Origin of the sequence: Helicobacter pylori (assembly GCF_011140715.1) — a bacterium.
Taxonomy (GTDB): domain Bacteria; phylum Campylobacterota; class Campylobacteria; order Campylobacterales; family Helicobacteraceae; genus Helicobacter; species Helicobacter pylori_DA.
In genome coordinates this window covers 1-23,028 of sequence record NZ_SFZZ01000074.1, presented here as the reverse complement: position 1 = coordinate 23,028, position 23,028 = coordinate 1, and the positions used below count along the sequence as shown (strand labels likewise).

The following is a 23,028-nucleotide window of genomic DNA, read 5'->3' as shown; positions in this document are numbered from 1 at the left end:
GGGTAAGCAATGAATACGAAAGAGCCACATAAAAGGCTAGTGCAAGGCAAGGTTATCAGCAAGTTTGCTGAAAAAAGCGCTGTGATTCTTGTGGAAAGAAAAGTGGTGCATGAAAAATACCGCAAGATTGTTAAAAAGTTCAAAAAATACACCATCCATGATGAAAACAATCAGGTGAAAGTAGGGGATTTTGTGAGCGCGATTGAGTGCAGACCGCTTTCTAAAACCAAGTCTTTCACGCTTAAAGAAATTTTAGTAGTGGGAGTATAAGCATGATACAGAGTTTTACAAGATTGAATGTCGCTGACAATAGCGGCGCTAAAGAAATCATGTGTATTAAGGTGTTAGGAGGCAGCCATAAACACTATGCGAGCGTGGGTAGCGTGATCGTGGCTTCCGTGAAAAAAGCTATCCCTAATGGTAAGGTGAAACGCGGTCAAGTCGTCAAAGCCGTTGTGGTGAGAACGAAAAAAGAAATCCAAAGGAAAAATGGTTCTTTGGTGCGTTTTGATGACAACGCGGCAGTGATTTTGGACGCTAAAAAAGATCCTGTTGGGACAAGGATTTTTGGGCCAGTGAGCCGAGAAGTGCGTTACGCTAATTTCATGAAAATTATTTCTCTAGCGCCGGAGGTTGTATAATGAAAAGCGAAATCAAAAAAAATGACATGGTGAAAGTCATTGCAGGAGACGATAAGGGCAAGGTCGCTAAGGTTTTAGAGGTGTTGCCTAAGACTTCTCAAGTGGTTGTTGAAGGGTGTAAAGTGGTGAAAAAAGCGATTAAACCTACTGATGATAACCCTAAAGGGGGCTTTATCCATAAAGAAAAGCCCATGCACATTTCCAATGTGAAGAAAGCCTAAGGAGTTGGATACATGTTTGGTTTGAAACAATTTTATCAAAATGAAGTGAGAACAAAACTCGCTCAAGAATTAGACATCAAAAACCCCATGCTTTTGCCCAAGCTAGAAAAAATCGTTATCAGCGTGGGCGCTGGGGCTCATGCAAAAGACATGAAAATCATGCAAAATATCGCACAAACGATTTCTTTGATTGCAGGGCAAAAAGCGGTTATCACTAAAGCGAAAAAATCCGTTGCGGGTTTTAAGATCAGAGAAGGCATGGCGGTAGGGGCGAAAGTTACCTTAAGGAATAAACGCATGTATAATTTCTTAGAAAAGCTGATTGTGATTTCGTTACCCAGAGTGAAAGACTTTAGAGGGATTTCACGGAATGGGTTTGATGGGCGCGGGAATTACACCTTTGGGATCAATGAGCAATTGATTTTCCCGGAAGTGGTTTATGATGATATTATGGTCAGTCATGGCATGAACATCACTATGGTAACTTCTACGGACAACGATAAAGAAGCGTTCAAGTTGTTAGAATTGCTTGGATTGCCTTTTGCAAAAGTGAGATAAGGGGTTAATATGGCTAAAAAATCAATGTTAGCAAAGGCTCAAAGGAAACCAAAATTTCAAGTAAGGGCTTATACCAGATGCCGCATTTGTGGGAGACCTCATTCGGTTTATAGGGATTTTGGACTTTGTAGGGTGTGCCTAAGAAAAATGGGCAGTGAGGGACTCATCCCAGGCTTGAGAAAAGCCAGTTGGTAAGGATAAGATATGGTAAATGATATAATTGCAGATTCATTAACTCGTTTGAGAAACGCTTCTATGCGCCGCTTAGAATTCACACAGCTTTATTACGCAAAAATCGTGGTTTCTATTTTAGAGATTTTTAAAGAAAAAGGCTTCATTAAAGATTTCAATATCAAAGATAAAGACAAGAAACAATCGGTTTATGTGCAATTGGCTTATGATGAAAAAGGGCATTCAAAAATCAGCGAAGTGAAACGCTTAAGCAAGCCCGGTTGTCGTGTGTATAAGCAAAAAAACGAGTTGAAGCGCTTTAAAAATGGCTATGGCGTGATTGTGGTAAGCACTTCTAAGGGGGTGATCACCAACGAAGAAGCTTACAGACAAAATGTCGGTGGCGAAGTGCTTTGCAGCATTTGGTAAAGGATTGAAAATGTCAAGAATTGGGAAAAGAATCATTGAAATTCCAAGCTCTGTGCAAGCGAGCGTTGAAGGGAGCAAGCTTCTTTTTAAAAACAGCAAAGAAAAGCATGAGTTAGAAACTCACAACCGAGTGAAAATCACGCTTGAAAACAACCAATTGAGTTTCCAGCCTGTGGGCGAAGACGCGCAGTCTAGGGCTTATTGGGGGACTTATGGGGCGTTAGCCAACAACATTGTAATAGGCTTAAGCACCGGCTTTAGTAAGACTTTAGAAGTCAATGGCGTGGGCTATAAGGTGGCTTTGGGCAATAAAACTTTGGATTTGAGTTTGGGTTTTAGTCACCCGGTGAAATACCCCATTCCAGCAGGGATTGAAATGGTGGTGGAAAAAAACACGATCACTATCAAAGGGAGCGATAAGCAAAAAGTAGGGCAAGTCGCCGCTGAAATCAGGAGCTTCAGACCCCCAGAGCCATACAAGGGTAAGGGCGTGAAATACAGCAATGAAGTCATTATTAGAAAAGCTGGTAAGACAGCTAAAAAATAAATAAGGTGGAGTGATGAACGCAAAAGCATTGTATAAAAAGAAAGCCTTAAGGGATCGCCGAAAATTAAGGATTAAAAGCAAACTTTTGGGCGATAAATTAAGGCCTAGGGTGAGCGTTTTTCGTTCGAATCGCTATTTCTATGCGCAAGCGATTGATGATATTAAACAAAGCACCATAACGCATATTGATGGCAGGAAAATGGGCTTTAAAAACACGCAAGAAGACGCTAAAAAATTAGGCGCTCTCTTTGCTGAAGAATTGAAAAAAGCAGGGATTGAGCGGGTGGTTTATGACAGGAATGGCTATCTCTATCATGGCGTGGTGGCAGCGTTTGCTGAAAGCTTGAGAGAGAATGGGATCGCTCTATGACAGAAAGGAAAGGTATGGAAGAGATTAACAGAGAAGAGTTTCAAGAAGTCGTTGTGAATATTGGCCGTGTAACCAAAGTGGTTAAGGGCGGTAGGCGGTTTCGTTTTAACGCTTTAGTGGTTGTGGGCAATAAAAATGGGCTTGTAGGCTTTGGTTTGGGCAAGGCTAAGGAAGTCCCTGATGCGATTAAAAAAGCGGTAGATGATGCGTTTAAAAACTTGATTCATGTAACGATCAAAGGCACGACTATCGCTCATGACATTGAGCATAAATACAACGCAAGCCGTATTTTACTCAAACCGGCAAGCGAGGGAACGGGAGTGATTGCTGGGGGTTCAACGCGCCCTATCGTGGAATTAGCAGGCATTAAGGATATTCTGACCAAATCTTTAGGCTCTAACAACCCCTATAATGTGGTGCGCGCGACTTTTGACGCTCTAGCGAAAATCAAGGCGTAGTTAAAAAGGATATTGTAATGGGATTAGAAAATTTAAAACCGGCTAAAGGTAGCGTTAAAAAAATCAAACGAGTGGGCCGTGGTCAAGGAAGCGGCATGGGAAAAACCGCTACAAGGGGCGGTAAAGGCCAAACTGCAAGGACAGGCTATAAGGCTAAAAGAGGCTTTGAAGGAGGGCAGCAACCCTTACAACGCCGTTTGCCTAAAATAGGTTTTAGGACTAAAGATTCTCATATCTATTCTATCAATGTGGAAAAGAATGAAGCGATTAAAAATTTAGAAGAAATCACTTTTTCAAGTTTGCGCACTTTACACCATTTCCCCCTTTATATTGAAGGCGTGAAATTGATCGGTAAAGACGCTAAAAACCTAGCTTCTAAAATTAAAGATGAGAGAATCAAAACAAGCGGGCAGAAATAATGCCCCTATCAGCTTGATTTAAGAGGAATAAGTTATGAATAAAGCTATTGCTAGTAAGATACTCATCACTTTGGGTTTTTTATTTCTCTACAGAGTCTTAGCTTATATCCCCATTCCTGGCGTAGATTTAGCAGCGATCAAGGCTTTTTTTGACAGCAACTCCAACAACGCTTTGGGGTTGTTTAACATGTTTAGCGGGAATGCGGTTTCTCGCTTGAGCATCATCTCTTTGGGTATCATGCCCTATATCACTTCTTCAATTATCATGGAGCTTTTGAGCGCGACTTTCCCTAACCTGGCTAAAATGAAAAAAGAGCGAGACGGCATGCAAAAATACATGCAAATTGTGCGCTATTTGACCATTTTAATCACCCTAATCCAAGCGGTGAGCGTTTCAGTGGGCTTAAGGAGTATTAGTGGAGGAGCCAATGGAGCGATCATGATTGATATGCAAGTCTTTATGATCGTTTCAGCGTTTTCTATGCTTACAGGGACGATGTTGCTCATGTGGATAGGGGAGCAAATCACGCAAAGGGGCGTGGGGAATGGGATTAGCCTTATTATTTTTGCCGGGATTGTTTCAGGGATCCCATCAGCTATTTCAGGCACATTCAATCTGGTCAATACAGGCGTGATCAATATCTTAATGCTCATTGGTATTGTGCTGATTGTTTTGGCGACGATTTTTGCGATCATCTATGTGGAATTGGCTGAGCGCAGGATCCCTATTTCTTATGCGCGTAAAGTGGTGATGCAAAACCAAAACAAACGCATCATGAATTACATTCCTATTAAGTTGAATTTAAGCGGGGTGATCCCCCCCATTTTCGCTTCAGCTCTGCTCGTGTTCCCTTCTACGATCTTACAGCAAGCCACAAGCAACAAAACCTTGCAAGCGGTTGCGGATTTTTTAAGCCCGCAAGGGTATGCGTATAATATTTTGATGTTCTTGCTCATCATCTTTTTTGCTTACTTTTATTCTTCTATTGTGTTCAATTCTAAGGATATTGCGGATAATTTGAGGCGTAATGGCGGGTATATTCCAGGCCTTAGGCCTGGAGAAGGGACTTCATCGTTTTTGAATGCTGTAGCGAGCAAACTCACTTTGTGGGGTTCGTTGTATTTAGCGCTCATTTCTACCGTACCTTGGATTTTGGTTAAGGCTATGGGCGTGCCTTTTTACTTTGGAGGCACGGCGGTGCTGATTGTGGTTCAAGTCGCTATTGACACCATGAAAAAGATTGAAGCGCAAATTTATATGAGCAAGTATAAAACTTTAAGCGCGGTAGGCTTTTAATGGCGATCTCTATTAAAAGTCTAAAAGAAATCAAAGCCCTAAGAAAAGCCGGGGAATTGACCGCTCAAGCGTTAGCCCTTTTAGAGCGAGAAGTAAGGCCTGGGGTTTCACTTTTAGAGCTGGATAAAATGGCTGAAGATTTTATCAAATCCTCTCATGCTAGGCCTGCTTTTAAGGGGCTATATGGATTCCCTAATTCTGTGTGCATGTCCTTAAATGAGGTGGTCATTCATGGCATTCCTACGGATTATGTTTTACAAGAAGGGGATATTATAGGCTTGGATTTGGGGGTGGAGGTGGATGGTTATTATGGCGATTCGGCAATCACTCTCCCCATAGGCGCGATAAGCCCACAAGATGAAAAATTGCTCGCTTGCTCTAAAGAGAGCTTGATGCATGCTATTAATTCAATTAGAGTGGGCATGCATTTTAAAGAGTTGAGTCGGATTTTAGAGGGCGCTATTACAGAAAGGGGCTTTGTGCCTTTGAAAGGATTTTGCGGGCATGGCATTGGTAAAAAGCCCCATGAAGAGCCAGAAATCCCCAACTACCTAGAAAAAGGCGTCAAACCTAATAGCGGCCCTAAAATCAAAGAGGGCATGGTATTTTGCTTAGAGCCTATGGTGTGTCAAAAACAAGGCGAGCCTAAAATACTAGCGGATAAGTGGAGCGTGGTTTCAGTGGATGGGCTTAACACAAGCCACCATGAGCATACCATCGCCATAGTTGGCAATAAAGCAGTGATTCTTACGGAGCGTTAATGGCAAGAGATGATGTTATAGAAGTGGATGGGAAAGTGATTGAGGCGTTGCCTAACGCCACTTTTAAGGTGGAGTTAGACAATAAGCATGTGGTGTTGTGCCGTATTTCTGGAAAGATGCGCATGCACTATATTAGGATTGCTTTAGGCGATAGGGTCAAGCTAGAGCTTACGCCCTACAGTTTAGACAAAGGTCGGATAACTTTTAGATATAAATAATTTAAGGGTTATTTCAATGAAAATATGTTAGTATAAAAGTTTTTAGTAGTGCCTAATTTTTTCAAAGGAGAAAAATCATGAAAGTCAGGCCATCAGTGAAAAAGATGTGCGATAAGTGCAAAATTATTAAAAGAAGGGGCGTTATTAGAGTGATCTGCGCTACCCCTAAACACAAACAAAGACAAGGATAAAGCATGGCAAGGATTGCTGGTGTGGATTTACCAAAAAAGAAGAGAGTAGAGTATGCCCTTACCTATATTTATGGGATTGGGCTTAAGAGTTCCAGAGAGATTTTAGAAGCGGTGGGCATTTCTTTTGACAAACGCGTGCATGAATTGAACGAAGATGAAGTGTCTAGTATCGCTAAAAAAATCCAGCAAAGCTACTTAGTAGAGGGCGATTTGCGTAAAAAAGTTCAAATGGATATTAAATCCTTAATGGACTTAGGGAATTATCGTGGGATCAGGCATCGTAAGGGTCTTCCTGTGAGAGGCCAAACCACTAAAAATAACGCTAGGACTCGTAAGGGTAAGAAAAAAACCGTGGGTAGCAAGTAGCGGATAAGGAGATGATGATTTAATGGCTAAGAGAAATGTAACGGCTAAAAAGAAAGTAGTCAAAAAGAATATTGCGAGAGGGGTTGTTTATATTTCAGCGACCTTTAACAACACCAACATCACGATCACTGATGAAATGGGCAATGTGATTTGCTGGAGCACGGCGGGTGGTTTAGGGTTTAAAGGCTCTAAAAAATCCACCCCTTATGCGGCCCAACAAGCTGTAGAAAGCGCTCTAAGCAAGGCTAAAGAGCATGGCGTTAAAGAGGTGGGCATTAAGGTTCAAGGGCCAGGTAGTGGGCGTGAGACCGCTATTAAGAGCGTGGGCGCGACAGAGGGCGTTAAAGTGCTTTGGATTAAAGACATCACCCCGCTCCCTCATAATGGTTGCAGACCCCCTAAAAGAAGAAGAGTGTAAGGAGGCTTTATGGCAAGATATAGAGGCGCAGTAGAAAGACTAGAAAGGCGTTTTGGGGTTTCTTTAGCTTTAAAAGGTGAAAGGCGATTGAGCGGGAAGAGCGCGCTAGATAAAAGGGCTTATGGACCAGGCCAGCATGGGCAAAGGCGCGCTAAGACTTCTGATTACGGGTTGCAATTGAAAGAAAAGCAAAAAGCCAAAATGATGTATGGCATTTCTGAAAAGCAATTCAGGAGTATTTTTGTGGAAGCCAATCGCTTGGACGGCAATACAGGTGAAAACCTTATCCGTTTGATTGAAAGAAGATTGGACAATGTTGTCTATCGCATGGGGTTTGCGACCACTAGAAGCTCTGCTAGGCAATTGGTAACGCATGGGCATGTGCTTGTGGATGGTAAGCGTTTGGATATTCCCTCTTATTTCGTGCGTTCAGGGCAAAAAATTGAGATCAAAGAAAAAACCAAGAGCAACCCTCAAGTGGTGCGTGCGATGGAATTGACGGCTCAAACAGGGATTGTGCCATGGATTGATGTGGAAAAAGATAAAAAATACGGCATCTTCACCCGCTACCCTGAAAGAGAAGAAGTGGTTGTCCCTATTGAAGAAAGACTCATTGTAGAATTGTATTCTAAGTAAGGGGTTAGAGCATGAAAGTTATCAAAACAGCACCTTTGATCCCATCAGAAATTAAGGTGCTAGAGAAAGATGGCAATCGGGTTAAGATTTCTCTGGCTCCATTTGAGTTTGGTTACGCTGTTACGCTCGCTCACCCTATTAGAAGGCTCTTGCTTTTAAGCTCTGTGGGGTATGCTCCTGTAGGTTTAAAGATTGAAGGCGTCCATCATGAGTTTGACTCTTTAAGAGGGGTTACTGAAGATGTGTCGCTTTTTATCATGAATTTAAAGAATATCCGCTTTATAGCCAAGGCGTTAGTGGGGCAGGATAGCTCTTTAGAAAACCAATCGGTTGTGGTGGATTATTCTTTTAAAGGGCCTATGGAGCTTAGGGCTAGGGATTTGAATTCTGAGCATATAGAAATCGTCAATCCGGAAATGCCCCTAGCGACAATCAACGAAGACGCTCAATTGAATTTTTCGCTCATTATCTATAAAGGAATGGGGTATGTCCCAAGCGAAAACACAAGGGAATTGATGCCTGAGGGCTACATGCCGCTAGACGGCTCTTTCACGCCGATTAAAAAGGTCGTTTATGAGATTGAAAATGTTTTGGTTGAGGGCGATCCCAACTATGAAAAAATCATTTTTGATATTGAAACAGACGGGCAGATTGACCCTTATAAAGCGTTTTTGTCAGCGGTGAAAGTGATGAGCAAGCAACTGGGCGTTTTTGGCGAAAGACCCATTGCTAACACGGAGTATTCAGGCGATTACGCTCAAAGAGATGACGCTAAAGACTTGAGCGCTAAAATTGAAAGCATGAATTTGAGCGCTAGGTGTTTTAATTGCTTGGATAAAATCGGCATCAAGTATGTGGGCGAACTCGTGTTGATGAGCGAAGAAGAGCTTAAGGGCGTGAAAAACATGGGTAAAAAATCCTATGATGAAATCGCTGAAAAATTGAATGATTTGGGCTATCCGGTAGGCACAGAATTAAGCCATGAACAAAGAGAGAGTTTAAAGAAAAGATTAGAAAAATTAGAAGATAAAGGAGGTAACGACTGATGAGACACAAACACGGGTACCGCAAGCTTGGGAGAACCAGCTCGCACAGAAAGGCGTTATTAAAGAATTTAGCGATCGCTTTGATTGAGCATAACAAAATTGAAACAGGGATTTATAAGGCTAAGGAGTTGCGCAGTTACATTGAGAAATTAACGACAGCGGCTCGTGTGGGCGATTTTAACGCGCACCGCCATGTTTTTGCGTATTTGCAAAACAAAGAAGCCACCCACAAGCTTGTAACCGAAATCGCGCCCAAATACGCGCAAAGGAATGGCGGATACACCAGGATCCAACGCACCACTTTTAGAAGAGGGGACGCTTCCACTCTAGCCACCATTGAATTTGTGTGAAATTTGATGAACTGCTAGCCAAGATTTATTCTTGGTTGGTGGTTATCGCCTTGATTTTATCCTTTTAAAAGAAGCGCTTAAAAGCTTTGACTTTGTTTTATTGATCATGAAATTTAAAAAATGCTAAAAAGCATTTTCTGTGATCAAAATATAAAAGAGCTTAGTTAAGCGATAACCTCCAAACTGCAAAAATAAAGTAACTAAAACCCCATTTTTAAAAAATCAAAATAAACTCAAAACTCGCACTGGCTTTTATCCCACCCTTTAATGACCCTGTTGTATTCTTGAATCGCCTAAACTTCATCGTTCAAATAGATTTTTCTGTCTTTACTTGAGCGGTATTTCTTGCATTTTTATTGAGGCTTCTAATTGGTTTGATGATTTTAAGAAATCCAACTGCTGGAGATTAAGTTAGATGGATTGTTTTTTAGACATGCTAGATCTTGGTTATTTTTTATGCTAAACTGCTTTGGATTTTAGCCGATATGAGTGATGGGTTGATTTGTTCGCTTTGTAGTGGTTTTATAAAAAAGACACAAGATACAAACTCCTATCTTGTGAAAGCCACACAAGATACACTAAAGACTATAAACCGAACCGCCACCACGCCAAAGCGGGACTGAATCAATCTTTCTATACCTACCATTTTAAATGCTCCTTAACTTCAATATACAGATACTAAAAACTTGCCTAGCAAAACCCACTTATGAAAACTTTTGATACACCAACACCACCGATTTAGGTGTAGAGCTAAGGCTAAAAAAACTATCTGTGGCTTCATTGAGCGAGCCAGAAAAGAGCGTTTTTAAACGCAAGTTTTTTAAGGGGTATTTGAGGTTTTTGGAAGTGAATTGGGCTTTAAGATCCAGGCTAAAAAGCGAGATTTGCTCCCCTTTAAAACTAGGTAAAGTAAAAGGGGTTTCTAACACCCTAAAAAGACCATAGTCGCTTATGGCTTGGATTTTTTGGCAAAATTTAAAATACTCCAACAATAAAAAAGTGTTCGCTAGGGCATGATCTTCTCGCTTGCCATTCAACCCTAAAAAAATAAAATCATCACAGCCCCTATTCAAAGCATAAAAAAAGGCTTTGGACAAATCGTTGCTGTCTTGTTCGCTCACGCGTATAGGGTTATACAAGGCTTTCAAATGCGAATCAATGCTATCTAGATCGCCTATAACAACGCTGGGTTTGAATTGAAGCGCATGCAATGATATAACAGCCCCATCGCATGCGATTAAAAAGGGAGCGTTTTTTAAAAGGTCTAAGCATTTTTGAGACTTAGGAAACTCCCCATTCGCTAAAATCACTGCTTGCATGACTGGTTCCAGCGGTTAAAATAATACAAACCAATAAAAAGGTATAGAATCGTTGTGAAGAGTTGCACCAAGCTCTCTGTAGAAATTTGGAAAATACAAAACCACATGATAATGGATACGATATTCCCCAAAGTTACTAGCGCATAATTCTCCACATAGCGCAAAACCTGCAAAATAAAAGCAATGATAAAGATGACGAAATTAAAACTCTCTGCCCATAAAAAATTCGTTTTAATCTCTTTGAAAAACAAAGCGCTCGCATAAGTTAAAACCCCTATGCCTAAAACGAGTGCAAAACGCCAATTTTTGGAAAGTTTTTGAGCCTTGATAGCACCCTCATGCTGCTCTGTCTTTTTCCATGCGAATAGCCCATAAATCGTTACTGGCATATACAAAAAAAGGCATAAAATCACATCGGCGTTTAATTTCCATTGATAAGCGACATAAGCGTAACTCAAATTATAAACAAAACCAAATATAAAGCAAATCGTTTGCCTTTCTCCGGCAAAAAACGCATACAAAACCCCGCTAAGCCCTGCTAGTAGGTTGATAAACGAGCCTTTGACAAGGATGTTAGTGATGGTTAAAAACACGCAAGCGAGAATGAGCGTGGCGTAAAATCGTTTGGATAGTTGGGTGGTTATTAACATAATTATTCCTTACGCAAGAATTACCTTGACAAGTTCTACGGGTTTGATCTCAGCTTTTTAAAAACTTGAGCGTTTTTAAAAAGCACCCCTTAAATGCTCCTTATTGTAACACAAATCCATGAGAATGCGCTTTAAAGTTTCTTTAATTTTTTTACTCCCCCCTCCATTTAATGCCATTTGGGTTAAATCACCACCCTAATTTAGTGCAAAGCCTAACGCAAAGCCCAAAAACACACACAAAGCCAAGCATAACCAAACCCTCTATAAGGAGATTGCTAGGATGCCCACAATACGCCGAGATCTCATGGATAGCGATAATAAAGGGCATCGTTAAAAGCATCACATAAAAATCTCTTAATCTTGCTCCTAACACAGCGTTATAAAACGCGCCAAAAAACTTAGCCTTAAAAATGGCTTTCAAAAACTTGGGGTATCCTACTTGTAAGGATTTATAACAATCCCTATCTCGAGGGTCAAACAAAAGGTTAGACAACAGAGCCGCTATTAAGATCGTTAGCCATGCGCAATAGCTGTCTTTAGGGTTAAAAAGTGGATCGCCTTGGCTCCAAGGGAATGTGGATATGCACCCCGCATAGACTATGGCCACTGCCCATTGATATTCCCAATCGCTCAAACGCTTTTTTGAGCCATTCAAGTTCTCTTTTGTAGTATCCATGTTATTTCCTTTTTTCTCATCGCCTTGGCTCATTTAAGATCACCAAGCATGCCCAAAACTATAGCCGTAATCATAAAGATCACGGATAGGTTCTCTTGGGGTTTGTGGTTCTCTATCAACGCCACGGATGTAATCTTCTACCCTATCGCCTACTTCAGACCCAATATATCCTCCTGCTGTGCCACCAAGAAATCTCCCTAATCCAATACCCACTGGACCTCCAGGAACCCCAATTGCTCCTCCAATTTTATCACCAACAAAACCCCCAACACCACCCCCTATAAGTTTGCCTAATTCACCCCTTGCCTCTATTTTAGGACTAGCTATAGCTACATTAGCCATTGCATTGCATAAAACCACTACACAAGTTCTTAATCCACTCATAACAAATCCTTTCATAAAATTGAGATTCATAAATTGAGACTCAAGGCATGTTTGGCACACCTTGATAAGAATATTTATACCACAACCCTATTTAAAAGCGTTGTTACAGATCAGCAAAAGATCACAAAAAACTCAATAAGTGTTTTGTTTATTCACAAATTACAGGATTAAAGTAAATAATTAGTTTTATGGTTTTAGCATTTTTTAAGCGTTTTAGAGCGTTAAGTTTCAAGCATTAAAGCCTTTAATTGCGTTTTTACACCAACCGCTTAAAAATTGAACGCCTATTTTGAATATATTAGACGCTTTTTTATTTTTATGCTAAACTATTTTGAGTTTCAGCCGATATGACTTCATACAGAGATTAAACCAATCATAAATGGTAGGGTTAATTCCATCTCGCTCTGTAATAGGTTTGAAACCATGCATCTAAGATTGACTCCTATCTTGTAAGTGCCATACTGCAAGTTCCCATAATAAAAACTTCTAAAAATAAAAACCTACAGAGCGAGATGGAATTAACCTTTTTATGATTACAAATGATAGCCAATCTTAAACAACATAAAAGCAATACAAGCCCTATAATATCATTAATCGCTATTCAAAATCACAGATATTTTAATACAGCGTTCAATTTTTGAAAACAAGAGTCCACTCACAAATCTTTTTAACAACAAATTTTTATACCATATTGTGGGCTTTCGTGTTAGAATGCGTATTGAATTGATTTTAGGAGTGTAAAAATGCAAGTTTCACAATATCTGTATAAAAATGCGCAATCTATTTGGGGGGATTGTATTTCCCATCCGTTTGTTCAAGGCATAGGGCGTGGGACTTTAGAAAGAGATAAATTCCGTTTTTATATTATTCAGGATTATTTGTTTCTTTTAGAATACGCTAAGGTGTTTGCTTTAGGCGTAGTTAAGGCTTGTGATGAAGCGGTGATGAGAGAGTTTTCTAACGCTATACAGGATATTTTGAATAACGAGATGAGTATCCATAACCATTACATTAGAGAACTTCAAATCACTCAAAAAGAATTGCAAAACGCGCACCCCACTCTAGCGAATAAATCCTATACAAGCTACATGCTCGCTGAAGGGTTTAAGGGTTCTATCAAAGAAGTTGCGGCGGCTGTTCTATCCTGTGGTTGGAGCTATTTAGTGATCGCGCAAAATTTAAGCCAAATCCCCAACGCTTTAGAACATGCCTTTTATGGGCATTGGATTAAGGGCTATAGTTCCAAAGAATTTCAAGCGTGCGTAAATTGGAATATTAATTTGCTTGATTCCCTCACCCTCGCTTCTTCAAAACAAGAAATTGAAAAATTAAAGGACATTTTTATCACTACAAGTAAATACGAATACCAGTTTTGGGATATGGCGTATCAAAGTTGAGTAAAAGTTTTTGTGCTGTTAGAAAAACGCAAGAGAAGAAAATATCTATCTCTTACAAAACGATTATTGGGCGTAAGCTTCTAGTTTGAGCTCAATTTTTACCTCATCCCCGACGACAGCGTCGCTAAAGGTTTTACCGATACCAAAATCCTTGCGGTTGATTTTGCCTTCAGCTTGTAACACCATGAATTCTTTTTTATTCATGGGGTTTTGTAAGGGGGCTTGGATTTTGGCTTCCAATACGACAGGTTTGGTTACGCCATGAAGGGTCAAATCCCCATGGATTTTACCATCTTCATATTTGGTCATTTTAAAGCTCCCTTTGGGGTATTTCATGGCATCAAAAAACTCTGCTGTCCTTAAGTGGTCGTCTCTTTTTTTGTTCCTGGTGTTAATGCTTTTAATATCAATTTTACCTTCAAAAACATTGAGAGCCTTGGTATTAGGATCGGCATCAATTTTGCCATCAAAACTATCAAACACGCCTCTTGTTTCATTGAATTTGAAGTGTTTAACCTCAAACCACACACTAGAGTTTGCCTTATCAATCGTATAAGGTTTTGCAAACACCAGACTAACACCAAAAAGGGTGAACATTAACGCTTTTTTCATTGTTTCCTCACTTCATTTTGAATTAAAAACGCCAACTATACAACAAATTGGTTAATGGTAAAATACTCCTAATCATCTGTTTTAAGGTATAATACAAAAAATCCCCATTAGGTAGGTGTTGTTATGATAAAAAAGACCCTTGCATCAGTTTTATTAGGATTGAGTTTGATGAGTGTTTTAAATGCCAAAGAATGCGTTTCGCCCCTAACAAGAAGCGTTAAGTATCATCAGCAAAGTGCTGAAATTAGAGCCTTGCAATTGCAAAGTTACAAAATGGCGAAAATGGCACTAGACAATAACCTCAAGCTCGTTAAAGACAAAAAGCCAGCCGTCATCTTGGATTTAGATGAAACCGTTTTAAACACTTTTGATTATGCGGGTTATTTAGTCAAAAATTGCATTAAATACACCCCAGAAACTTGGGATAAATTTGAAAAAGAAGGCTCTCTCACGCTCATTCCTGGAGCGCTAGACTTTTTAGAATACGCTAATTCTAAGGGCGTTAAGATTTTTTACATTTCTAACCGCACGCAAAAAAATAAGGCATTCACTTTAAAAACGCTCAAAAGTTTTAAACTTCCCCAAGTGAGTGAAGAATCCGTTTTATTGAAAGAAAAAGGCAAGCCTAAAGCCGTTAGGCGAGAATCAGTCGCTAAGGATTATGCGATTGTTTTACAAGTGGGCGACACTTTGCATGATTTTGACGCTATTTTTGCTAAAGACGCTAAAAACAGCCAAGAACAGCGAGCTAAAGTCTTGCAAAACGCTCAAAAATTCGGCACAGAGTGGATCATTTTACCCAATTCTCTCTATGGCACATGGGAAGATGAGCCTATAAAAGCATGGCAGAATAAAAAATAAAATTTATCCATCGCATAAGAACGATTTTTGCTAACATGACAAAAAATTTGATCTCTTAGGCGGAGTTATGGATTTTGTAGGGTTTGAAGATTTAAAATGCAAAGATAAAGAAAACTCTCAAAAAGTTTTTGTGATCCGTAACGATAAGTTAGGCGATTTTATTTTAGCGATCCCCGCTTTAATCGCTCTCAAGCATGCTTTTTTAGAAAAAGGCAAAGAAGTGTATCTAGGCGTGGTTGTGCCTAGCTATACCACCCCAATAGCCTTAGAATTCCCTTTCATTGATGAAGTCATTATAGAAGATAACCATTTGAGCGCCACTCTCAAACGCAAACCCATTGACGCTCTTATCTTTTTATTTTCTAATTTTAAAAACGCCAGACTCGCTTTTAGTTTGAGGAAATTTATTCCTTATATCCTAGCCCCAAAGACTAAAATCTATTCTTGGCTTTATCAAAAGAGCATGCGCCAAAGCCGATCGTTGTGTTTAAAAACCGAATACGAATACAATTTGGATCTCATCCATGCGTTTTGTAAAGATCATAATCTCCCTAACGCTTCAATTAAAAAAATCGCATGGAAGCTTAAAGACAAATCCAAAGAGCGATCCATCATCGCTTCAAAACTCAACGCTAATGTTGGTTTGTTGTGGATTGGCGTGCATATGCATAGCGGAGGCAGTTCGCCCGTATTGCCTGCTTCGCATTTCATTGAGTTGATTACAATCTTGCATGAAAAATTAAGTTGTGAGATCATTCTTATTTGCGGGCCAGGCGAGAGGAAAGTCACAGAAGAACTCCTTAAAAAAGTCCCTTTCGCTCATCTCTATGATACGAGCCATAGTTTAGTGGATTTAGCCAAATTGTGCGCGAATTTGTCCGTTTATATCGGGAACGCTTCAGGTCCTTTGCATGTGAACGCTTTATTTGACAACCAATCTATTGGGTTTTATCCTAACGAACTCAGCGCCTCTATTGCCAGATGGCGGCCTTTCAACGAACAATTTTTAGGCATCACCCCACCTAATGGCTCAAACGACATGGGTTTGATTGACATTAAAAAAGAGAGCGAAAAGATTGTGGGGTTTATCACAAAAAATCTTTCTCATCACGCGCAAGAAAGATAACCGCAACAAACATTACGCAAGCGATCTTAAAAACGCTCAAAAATTTAATCGGATTGAAGCGGTTTTTTCGCATTCTCATTAAAATTTCTAATTTCCTCATAAAATTGAGTCTTAAGGGATTCAATTTGAATTTAAGCTAGATTAGCTCTCGCACCAACTAGGCTATAAGATTTAGCGCTCATTTATCTATTTCTTGTAGAATACGAGTTTATTTTTAGCGTGAAGAAATTGATGGTTAGTCTCATAGAAAAAGCCCCTTATATTCCTTACCCCCTAGCTCTTTATGAAAAGTTAGAGCAACGGCACACTTTGCTTTTTGAAAGCGCTGAGATTGAGAGCAAAGTGCACACCAAATCCCTTTTAATGGCTAAGGCTTGTTTGAAGCTAGTTTGCAACCACAATATCGTAACCATCACTAGCCTAACGCCTAATGGCGGGGCGTTTTTACAAACATTGAGCACGTTTTTCAAAACGCCTATACAAGACAATGCCCTAACCTTAATTTATACCAAAGATAAAAAAACGCAAGATGAGTTTTTAAAGCTCTTTGAGCCTAGCCCTTTTGACGCTTTAAGGGGGCTTTTTAAAAGCGTTAAAACAAAACCCAAACACCCTTTTACGCTTTTAAGCGCGGGCGTTTTTTCTTTTGAAATGCTCAATTTTTTTGAAGATTTGCCCCACTTAAAAGCGCAAGACAACACCGCAAATGACTTTATTTTTTATGTCGCGCAAAATTTGATCATCATAGATCATAAAGAAAAAAGCGCTGAAATCTTGGGGGCGTGTTTTGATGAACGCTTTAAAACAGAGATAGCTAAAGAGTTGCAGGATTTAAAAAAGTTGGCTAAAAACATCAAAAGCGACTTTGTCCCTAAAAAATCCAAGCAAAGTAGAGAAGTTAGCGTTAGTTGTGATGATAGCGAGTTTGAAAAAAGGGTGCTATCCTTACAAGAAGAAATCAAAAAAGGCGAGATCTTTCAAGCGGTGTTGTCGCGCAGCTTTTACATGGAGTGCTTGGAGGGTTTGAGCGCGTATTATCATTTAAAGCTAACTAACCCTAGCCCTTATATGTTCTATATCAAAGACAGCGATTTTATTCTTTTTGGGGCAAGCCCTGAGAGCGCCTTAAAATACAACGCTTTAACCAACACGGCTGAAATTTATCCCATTGCTGGCACCCGTTTAAGGGGTAAGGACAAACAAGGGAATATTGATTACGATTTAGATAGTAAAATGGAATTTGATTTGCAACACGACTATAAAGAAAGGGCTGAACACATCATGCTAGTGGATTTAGCCAGAAACGACATGGCCAGGGTTTCAAAAAAGCGCTATTGCGACAAGCTTTTAAAAGTGGATAAATATTCCAATGTCATGCATTTAGTCTCAAGGGTTGTGGGGGAATTGAAAAAAGGGTGCGATAGTTTGCATGCTTACAGGAGCTTTATGAACGCCGGCACGCTCAGCGGAGCGCCTAAAATCTCTGCGATCAGGCTCATTTACCAACTAGAAAAGCAAAGGAGAGGCTCTTATGGGGGGAGCGTGGGGTATTTAAATAGCGAGGGTTCTATGGATTCTTGCATCACAATCCGTTCATGTTTTGTTAAAAACAATAGGGCGCTGATCCAAGCAGGAGCCGGTATCGTGTTAGACAGCGTGCCGCAAAACGAAGCGAATGAAACAAGAGCCAAAGCACAAGCCCTTATTGATGCGATCAGGAAAACAAGCTTATGAAAATCTTTTTTATAGATAATTTTGATTCTTTCTCTTATAATTTGGTGTATGAATTAGAGTGTTTGGGTTATGAAGTGGCTGTCTATCAAAACGATATTGATCCGAGTTATCTTATGGGTTTAATGAATGAAGAATCAAAAACGCCTTTATTGTTCATTTCACCCGGGCCTGGTAACCCTAATAGTTCAGGCAATCTTTTAAAAATCATTGCAATGGCTAAAAAGAAATTCCCCATTTTAGGGGTTTGTTTAGGCTTACAGGCTTTAGCGCAAAGCTATGGGGCTAAAATCATAAGGAGTAAAGAAATCGTGCATGGCAAAGCGACCACTATCGCGCTCAAAAAGCATGCCGTTTTTAAAGGCTTAGGGGAAAGCATGGTGGTGGGGCGTTACCATTCTTTAATGGCGAGCGGGTTGCCTAAAAATTTAGAAGTGATCGCCGAACATGACAATATCCCTATGGCTATTGTCAATGAAGAAGATAAGATCCTAGCTTACCAATTCCACCCTGAAAGCATCATGACTTTACAAGGGAGGGCGTTGTTAGAGCAAAGCGTGGGGTTTTTAGAAGGGTTATTATGAAAGAGATTTTAAACGCTCTGTATCATCAAAAAGATTTAAACGATGAAGAAGTCAAGAAGTTATTCACCCTCATTATCCACGAAAAAGTAAGCCCAGTGCAACTTGGAGCCATTTTGTGCGCTTTAAAAATCAAGGGCGAGAGCTTTAAGGAGATTAGCGTTGCTGCAACCACGCTTTTAGAGCATGCCCCTAAGCCTTTTAACAGCGGTTTGGATTTAATAGACAATTGCGGCACAGGGGGCGATGGGTTAAAAACGATTAACATCAGCACGATTGCTGCGCTCATTGCCAGCTCTATGGGATTATCTATGGCCAAACACGGATCAAGGAGCGTGTCCAGCCATAGCGGGAGTGCGGATTTGTTGGAAAATTTAGGCGTGAATATTGAAATGAATCCCACGCAGTTAGAAAATTGCTTCAAACAAACGCGTTTTGGGTTTTTGTTCGCACCTTTATACCATCAAAGTTTTAAAAAATCCGCCCCTTTAAGAAAAGAGCTTTTCACTAAAACGATTTTCAATTGCTTAGGGCCTTTAATCAACCCCTTAAGGCCAAAAATCCAGCTTTTAGGCGTGTATGACAAATCTTTGTGTAAGACTATGGCGCTAGCGTTAAAGGCTTTAGGCGTTAAAAGGGCGATGGTGGTTAATGGAGGGGGGACAGATGAAATCGTGTTGCATGACATTACGCATGCGTGCGAATTGAAAAATAACGAAATTTTAGAGTATAACTTGAGCGCTAAAGATTTTGATTTACCCCCCTATGATTTGAAGGAATTGCAGATTGAAAACGCACAAGAAAGCGTTCAAGCGTGTTTAGATATTTTAGAAAATAAAGGCAAGGATTCGCACACGATGGTGGTTGCGGCGAATGTGGCGAGTTTGTTGTATTTGAGCCATAGGGCTAAAGATTTAAAAGAGGGCGTGGGCATGACTTTAGAGCATTTAAAAACCAAAGCGCCTTATACGCATTTGCAAAAAATCATAAGGTTAAGCCATGCCTAGCGTGTTAGAAAACATCCTTAAAGACAAGCTCTTAGAAGTCTCTGCACTTAAAGAAAATCACACCTTGCCCGCAAACATAACCCCAAGCGATAGGGATTTTAAAAAAGCGTTATTAGAAAAAAAAACTAGCTTTATTTTAGAATGCAAAAAAGCATCGCCCTCTAAAGGTTTGATCAGAAAAGATTTTGATCTGTTAAAAATAGCCAAGACTTATGAAAAATTCGCCTCTTGTGTTTCAGTTTTAGCCGATTCTAAACATTTTTTAGGCTCTTATGAAAACATTAAAATTGTCTCGCAGCATTCCACCAAGCCTATTTTGTGTAAAGATTTTATCATTGACGCTTTTCAGATCAAACTCGCTAGAATGATGGGGGCGAATGCGGTGCTTTTAATGTTAAGCGCGTTAGATGATAAAAATTATTTAGAGCTTTTCAACCTCGCCAAATCCTTAAACATGAGCGTGTTAACTGAAGTTTCCAACCAGCAAGAAATTGAGCGCTTGCTCAAACTCCAATACGACATTATAGGCATCAATAACAGGGATTTACACACCTTGAAAACCGATATTAACCACACGCTAGAATTACGCCCCCTTTTGCCTAAAGACGCGATCATTATCAGTGAGTCCGGTATTTATTCGCATGCGCAAATCAAAGCCCTAGTCCCTTATGTGAATGGCTTTTTAGTGGGCAGCTCTCTAATGAAAGAAAAGGATTTGAAAAAAGCGTGCATTAAATTGATTTTAGGCGAAAATAAAGTGTGCGGGCTTACAAGGATTAAAGACGCTAAAGCCGTTTATAAAAACCATTTCATTTATGGGGGTTTGATTTTTGAAAAATCTTCGCCCCGATACATCAAGCCTAAAGAAGCTTTAAAGATCACAAAAGCGGTTAAAAAATTGGATTTTGTGGGCGTGTTTGTGAAAGACGGGATTAAAAAAATTCAAAAAATCGTTAAAAAACTTGATTTAAAAGCGGTGCAGCTTTATGACTATTCGCCTAAAAAAATCGCTCAATTAAAAAAATCGCTCCCTAAAACTTGCACGATTTGGCAAGTAATAAGCGTGATGGACGCTAAAGATTTAGTGCCTAAAGCTAAAGAGGCCTCTCTAATCTTATACGACACTAAGGGGGATAAAATGGGAGGCAATGGCGTGAGTTTTGATTGGGGTATTTTAGAAAATGTCAAAACGCCTTTCATGCTAGCTGGTGGGCTTAATTTGGATAATATTCAAAAAGCCTTGAAAATTAAAGCGTTGGGTTTGGATTTCAATTCAGGTTTAGAAATAAGCCCTGGGATTAAAAATAAGGATAAAATCAAGCGCTTAGCCCGAATTTTAAGAGAGTATTAAGATGAATCAAAAAGCGTATTTTGGGGAGTTTGGAGGGAGTTTTGTTTCAGAATTGTTAGTGCCTGCATTAAGAGAGTTAGAACAGGCGTTTGATGCGTGTTTGAAAGATGAAAAATTCCAAAAAGAATATTTTCGTCTTTTAAAAGATTTTGTGGGCCGTCCTAGCCCTTTAACCTTGTGTCAAAATATCGTTTCTAACCCTAAAGTTAAGCTTTATTTAAAACGAGAAGATTTAATCCATGGCGGGGCACACAAGACTAATCAAGCCTTAGGGCAAGCCCTTTTAGCGAAAAAAATGGGTAAAACAAGGATTATCGCTGAAACAGGTGCTGGGCAGCATGGCGTGGCGACGGCTATCGCTTGCGCGTTATTGAACTTAAAATGCGTGATTTTTATGGGAGAAAAAGACATCAAGCGCCAGGAAATGAATGTTTTTAGAATGCGTTTATTGGGTGCTGAAGTGAGAGAAGTTAATTCAGGGAGCGCGACGCTTAAAGACGCTGTGAATGAGGCTTTAAGAGATTGGGCGAGCAGCTATAAGGACACGCATTATTTGCTAGGCACAGCCGCCGGGCCGCACCCTTACCCCACAATGGTTAAAACCTTTCAAAAAATGATAGGCGATGAGGTTAAAAGCCAAATTTTAGAAAAAGAAAACCGCTTGCCTGATTATGTGATCGCATGCGTTGGAGGGGGGTCTAACGCTATAGGGATATTCAGCGCATTTTTAAACGATAAAGAAGTTAAACTCATAGGCGTAGAGCCGGCGGGTTTAGGGCTAGAGACTAACAAGCATGGGGCGACTTTGAATAAGGGGCGTGTGGGGATTTTGCATGGGAATAAAACCTATCTTTTACAAGATGATGAAGGCCAGATTGCAGAAAGCCATAGCATTAGCGCCGGGCTTGATTATCCAGGAGTGGGGCCAGAACACAGCTATTTAAAAGAGAGTAAGCGCGCGGTTTATGAAAGTGCAAGCGATGCTGAAGCGCTAGAGGCCTTCAGTTTGTTGTGTCAAAAAGAAGGCATTATCCCAGCGCTAGAAAGCTCACACGCTTTAGCGTATGCTTTAAAACTCGCTCAAAAATGCGCACAAGAAAGCATTATTGTAGTGAATTTAAGCGGTCGGGGGGATAAGGATTTAAGCACCGTTTATAACGCTTTAAAAGGAGGTTTAAAATGAGGTATCAAAACATGTTTGAAACCTTAAAAAAACACAAAAAAATGGCGTTTATCCCGTTTGTAACCTTGGGCGATCCTAATTATGAATTGAGTTTTGAAATCGTTAAAACCTTAATTATTAGCGGGGTGAGCGCTTTGGAATTGGGTCTTGCTTTTTCAGATCCTGTAGCGGATGGCATTACCATACAAGCGAGCCATTTAAGGGCGTTAAAACACGCTAGCATGGCTAAAAATTTCCAGCTTTTAAAAAAGATTAGAGGCTACAACCACAATATTCCCATAGGGCTTTTAGCGTATGCGAATCTCATTTTTTCTTATGGCGTGGACAATTTTTACGCTCAAATCAAAGAATGCGGCGTGGATAGCGTTTTAATAGCGGATATGCCCCTAATAGAAAAAGAATTAGTCATCAAATCCGCTCAAAAACACCACATCAAGCAGATCTTTATCGCCAGCCCTAATGCGAGCGTTAAAGATTTAGAACAAGCCGCTACGCATTCGCAAGGCTATATCTACACGCTAGCTAGGAGTGGGGTTACAGGGGCGAGCCGTATTTTAGAAAATGACGCGAGCGCTATTATTAAAACCTTAAAAACCTTTAGCCCCACCCCCGCCTTACTGGGCTTTGGCATTTCTCAAAAAGAACACATCATAAACGCTAAAGGCATGGGTGCTGATGGCGTGATTTGCGGCTCAGCGTTAGTCAAAATCATAGAAGAAAATTTGAACAATGAAAACGCCATGCTAGAAAAAATTAAGAGGTTTGTAGGAGGAATGATTTCTTAAAGGCTTTTAGGCTTTGTTGTGCCAAAAAATTAAAGACTATAGATTAACAATCATCAAGCTTTATTATATGCGCGTTATGGCGTTAGCGTAGAAAATACCGCCATAAGCCTAACAACAATACAAAAGTAGCCTTGTAGTGTGGTTGATAGCGGCTTAAAATCGCAGGTATTTTGATAATAAAAAAGACTGATTTTCATATACCAATCCATAAGCGACTATGGTCTTTTTAGGGTGTTAGAAACCCCTTTTACTTTACCTAGTTTTAAAG

General features: G+C 40.0%; 33 protein-coding genes, 1 pseudogene and 1 riboswitch. Of the genes and pseudogenes, 29 read left to right on the top strand and 5 right to left on the bottom strand.

Going from position 1 to position 23,028, the window contains the following annotated elements:
• Positions 1 to 9: 9 nt before the first annotated feature.
• From rpsQ to rplQ, 19 genes are all read left to right on the top strand, one after another.
• On the top strand, positions 10 to 270 hold the full coding sequence (rpsQ, locus tag EWZ81_RS07215) for a 30S ribosomal protein S17 (RefSeq protein ID WP_001092746.1): 261 nt from the start codon (positions 10 to 12) through the stop codon (positions 268 to 270).
• A 2-nt stretch (positions 271 to 272) separates the two neighbouring features.
• Positions 273 to 641, top strand: a complete 369-nt coding sequence (gene rplN, locus EWZ81_RS07210; protein WP_165549501.1) for a 50S ribosomal protein L14 — start codon at positions 273 to 275, stop codon at positions 639 to 641.
• Positions 641 to 862 (top strand): 50S ribosomal protein L24, encoded by a 222-nt coding sequence (gene rplX / locus EWZ81_RS07205; RefSeq protein ID WP_042630615.1) that lies wholly within the window; start codon positions 641 to 643, stop codon positions 860 to 862. Before rplN ends, rplX begins: the two co-directional genes overlap by 1 nt.
• 12 nt (positions 863 to 874) lie before the next feature.
• Positions 875 to 1,420, top strand: a complete 546-nt coding sequence (gene rplE / locus EWZ81_RS07200; protein WP_000467388.1) for a 50S ribosomal protein L5 — start codon at positions 875 to 877, stop codon at positions 1,418 to 1,420.
• Between the two features lie 9 nt (positions 1,421 to 1,429).
• Positions 1,430 to 1,615, top strand: a complete 186-nt coding sequence (locus EWZ81_RS07195; protein WP_165549500.1) for a type Z 30S ribosomal protein S14 — start codon at positions 1,430 to 1,432, stop codon at positions 1,613 to 1,615.
• Positions 1,616 to 1,624: 9 nt separating this feature from the next.
• On the top strand, positions 1,625 to 2,020 hold the full coding sequence (gene rpsH / locus EWZ81_RS07190; RefSeq protein ID WP_165549499.1) for a 30S ribosomal protein S8: 396 nt from the start codon (positions 1,625 to 1,627) through the stop codon (positions 2,018 to 2,020).
• Between the two features lie 10 nt (positions 2,021 to 2,030).
• A complete protein-coding gene (gene rplF, locus EWZ81_RS07185; protein WP_000086593.1) occupies positions 2,031 to 2,567 on the top strand; it encodes a 50S ribosomal protein L6 in 537 nt (178 codons plus the stop codon).
• Between the two features lie 13 nt (positions 2,568 to 2,580).
• The gene (rplR, locus tag EWZ81_RS07180) at positions 2,581 to 2,937 is read left to right on the top strand and encodes a 50S ribosomal protein L18 (protein ID WP_001922197.1); all 357 of its coding nucleotides are present in this window, start codon (positions 2,581 to 2,583) and stop codon (positions 2,935 to 2,937) included.
• Positions 2,938 to 2,951: 14 nt separating this feature from the next.
• On the top strand, positions 2,952 to 3,395 hold the full coding sequence (gene rpsE, locus EWZ81_RS07175) for a 30S ribosomal protein S5 (protein WP_001860543.1): 444 nt from the start codon (positions 2,952 to 2,954) through the stop codon (positions 3,393 to 3,395).
• Positions 3,396 to 3,412: 17 nt separating this feature from the next.
• Complete coding sequence (rplO, locus tag EWZ81_RS07170) at positions 3,413 to 3,814, top strand: 50S ribosomal protein L15 (RefSeq protein ID WP_000522172.1); 402 nt, start codon at positions 3,413 to 3,415, stop codon at positions 3,812 to 3,814.
• A gap of 34 nt (positions 3,815 to 3,848) precedes the next feature.
• The gene (gene secY / locus EWZ81_RS07165) at positions 3,849 to 5,111 is read left to right on the top strand and encodes a preprotein translocase subunit SecY (protein WP_001030186.1); all 1,263 of its coding nucleotides are present in this window, start codon (positions 3,849 to 3,851) and stop codon (positions 5,109 to 5,111) included.
• A complete protein-coding gene (map, locus tag EWZ81_RS07160; protein ID WP_001008092.1) occupies positions 5,111 to 5,872 on the top strand; it encodes a type I methionyl aminopeptidase in 762 nt (253 codons plus the stop codon). The genes secY and map overlap by 1 nt, the downstream gene beginning before the upstream one ends.
• On the top strand, positions 5,872 to 6,090 hold the full coding sequence (gene infA / locus EWZ81_RS07155) for a translation initiation factor IF-1 (RefSeq protein ID WP_000090248.1): 219 nt from the start codon (positions 5,872 to 5,874) through the stop codon (positions 6,088 to 6,090). Before map ends, infA begins: the two co-directional genes overlap by 1 nt.
• A 77-nt stretch (positions 6,091 to 6,167) precedes the next feature.
• A complete protein-coding gene (gene rpmJ / locus EWZ81_RS07150; RefSeq protein ID WP_000868339.1) occupies positions 6,168 to 6,281 on the top strand; it encodes a 50S ribosomal protein L36 in 114 nt (37 codons plus the stop codon).
• A 3-nt stretch (positions 6,282 to 6,284) separates the two neighbouring features.
• Entirely contained in the window at positions 6,285 to 6,647 is a 363-nt protein-coding gene (gene rpsM, locus EWZ81_RS07145; protein WP_000090803.1) for a 30S ribosomal protein S13, read from the top strand.
• A gap of 22 nt (positions 6,648 to 6,669) precedes the next feature.
• Entirely contained in the window at positions 6,670 to 7,065 is a 396-nt protein-coding gene (gene rpsK / locus EWZ81_RS07140) for a 30S ribosomal protein S11 (protein ID WP_001129289.1), read from the top strand.
• Positions 7,066 to 7,074: 9 nt separating this feature from the next.
• Positions 7,075 to 7,701: a 30S ribosomal protein S4 gene (rpsD, locus tag EWZ81_RS07135; RefSeq protein ID WP_000135247.1), complete on the top strand. Its 627-nt coding sequence runs from the start codon at positions 7,075 to 7,077 to the stop codon at positions 7,699 to 7,701.
• Between the two features lie 11 nt (positions 7,702 to 7,712).
• A complete protein-coding gene (locus tag EWZ81_RS07130) occupies positions 7,713 to 8,747 on the top strand; it encodes a DNA-directed RNA polymerase subunit alpha (protein ID WP_165549498.1) in 1,035 nt (344 codons plus the stop codon).
• Positions 8,747 to 9,097, top strand: coding sequence for a 50S ribosomal protein L17 (gene rplQ, locus EWZ81_RS07125; RefSeq protein WP_001216119.1), 351 nt, complete (start codon positions 8,747 to 8,749; stop codon positions 9,095 to 9,097). The genes EWZ81_RS07130 and rplQ overlap by 1 nt, the downstream gene beginning before the upstream one ends.
• 704 nt (positions 9,098 to 9,801) lie before the next feature.
• Here rplQ and EWZ81_RS07120 read toward each other — a convergent pair.
• The 4 genes from EWZ81_RS07120 to EWZ81_RS07105 form a co-directional block, all read right to left on the bottom strand.
• Positions 9,802 to 10,416: a thiamine diphosphokinase gene (locus EWZ81_RS07120; protein WP_165549497.1), complete on the bottom strand. Its 615-nt coding sequence runs from the start codon at positions 10,414 to 10,416 to the stop codon at positions 9,802 to 9,804.
• On the bottom strand, positions 10,404 to 11,066 hold the full coding sequence (pnuC, locus tag EWZ81_RS07115) for a nicotinamide riboside transporter PnuC (protein WP_078259181.1): 663 nt from the start codon (positions 11,064 to 11,066) through the stop codon (positions 10,404 to 10,406). Before pnuC ends, EWZ81_RS07120 begins: the two co-directional genes overlap by 13 nt.
• Positions 11,055 to 11,166, bottom strand: a riboswitch (TPP riboswitch). It overlaps the preceding gene by 12 nt.
• 87 nt (positions 11,167 to 11,253) lie before the next feature.
• A complete protein-coding gene (locus tag EWZ81_RS07110) occupies positions 11,254 to 11,742 on the bottom strand; it encodes a hypothetical protein (RefSeq protein ID WP_165549496.1) in 489 nt (162 codons plus the stop codon).
• A 39-nt stretch (positions 11,743 to 11,781) separates the two neighbouring features.
• Entirely contained in the window at positions 11,782 to 12,126 is a 345-nt protein-coding gene (locus EWZ81_RS07105) for a pantothenate kinase (RefSeq protein ID WP_197295542.1), read from the bottom strand.
• Positions 12,127 to 12,869: 743 nt separating this feature from the next.
• Here EWZ81_RS07105 and tenA point away from each other — a divergent pair.
• A complete protein-coding gene (gene tenA / locus EWZ81_RS07100; RefSeq protein WP_165549495.1) occupies positions 12,870 to 13,523 on the top strand; it encodes a thiaminase II in 654 nt (217 codons plus the stop codon).
• A gap of 63 nt (positions 13,524 to 13,586) precedes the next feature.
• On the opposite strand, the gene EWZ81_RS07095 is transcribed toward tenA, so the two are convergent.
• On the bottom strand, positions 13,587 to 14,135 hold the full coding sequence (locus EWZ81_RS07095) for a YceI family protein (RefSeq protein ID WP_097679877.1): 549 nt from the start codon (positions 14,133 to 14,135) through the stop codon (positions 13,587 to 13,589).
• A gap of 123 nt (positions 14,136 to 14,258) precedes the next feature.
• On the opposite strand from EWZ81_RS07095, the gene EWZ81_RS07090 reads away from it, so the two are divergent.
• The 9 genes and pseudogenes from EWZ81_RS07090 to EWZ81_RS07050 all read left to right on the top strand — a co-directional run.
• Positions 14,259 to 14,996, top strand: coding sequence for a 5'-nucleotidase, lipoprotein e(P4) family (locus EWZ81_RS07090; RefSeq protein ID WP_079358808.1), 738 nt, complete (start codon positions 14,259 to 14,261; stop codon positions 14,994 to 14,996).
• Between the two features lie 67 nt (positions 14,997 to 15,063).
• A complete protein-coding gene (locus tag EWZ81_RS07085; protein WP_165549494.1) occupies positions 15,064 to 16,122 on the top strand; it encodes a glycosyltransferase family 9 protein in 1,059 nt (352 codons plus the stop codon).
• 231 nt (positions 16,123 to 16,353) lie between these two features.
• A complete protein-coding gene (gene trpE / locus EWZ81_RS07080; RefSeq protein WP_165549493.1) occupies positions 16,354 to 17,856 on the top strand; it encodes an anthranilate synthase component I in 1,503 nt (500 codons plus the stop codon).
• Positions 17,853 to 18,437, top strand: coding sequence for an aminodeoxychorismate/anthranilate synthase component II (locus EWZ81_RS07075; protein WP_128038019.1), 585 nt, complete (start codon positions 17,853 to 17,855; stop codon positions 18,435 to 18,437). Before trpE ends, EWZ81_RS07075 begins: the two co-directional genes overlap by 4 nt.
• A complete protein-coding gene (trpD, locus tag EWZ81_RS07070; RefSeq protein ID WP_165549492.1) occupies positions 18,434 to 19,441 on the top strand; it encodes an anthranilate phosphoribosyltransferase in 1,008 nt (335 codons plus the stop codon). Before EWZ81_RS07075 ends, trpD begins: the two co-directional genes overlap by 4 nt.
• Positions 19,434 to 20,792 carry a bifunctional indole-3-glycerol-phosphate synthase TrpC/phosphoribosylanthranilate isomerase TrpF gene (gene trpCF, locus EWZ81_RS07065; protein WP_165549491.1) on the top strand — a complete coding sequence of 453 codons (1,359 nt, stop codon included), beginning with the start codon at positions 19,434 to 19,436 and terminating at the stop codon, positions 20,790 to 20,792. Before trpD ends, trpCF begins: the two co-directional genes overlap by 8 nt.
• Position 20,793: 1 nt before the next feature.
• Complete coding sequence (trpB, locus tag EWZ81_RS07060) at positions 20,794 to 21,975, top strand: tryptophan synthase subunit beta (protein WP_165549490.1); 1,182 nt, start codon at positions 20,794 to 20,796, stop codon at positions 21,973 to 21,975.
• Positions 21,972 to 22,760, top strand: coding sequence for a tryptophan synthase subunit alpha (gene trpA / locus EWZ81_RS07055; protein WP_165549489.1), 789 nt, complete (start codon positions 21,972 to 21,974; stop codon positions 22,758 to 22,760). The genes trpB and trpA overlap by 4 nt, the downstream gene beginning before the upstream one ends.
• A 201-nt stretch (positions 22,761 to 22,961) precedes the next feature.
• Positions 22,962 to 23,028 (top strand): annotated as a pseudogene (locus EWZ81_RS07050) (thiamine pyrophosphokinase); the annotation flags it as partial.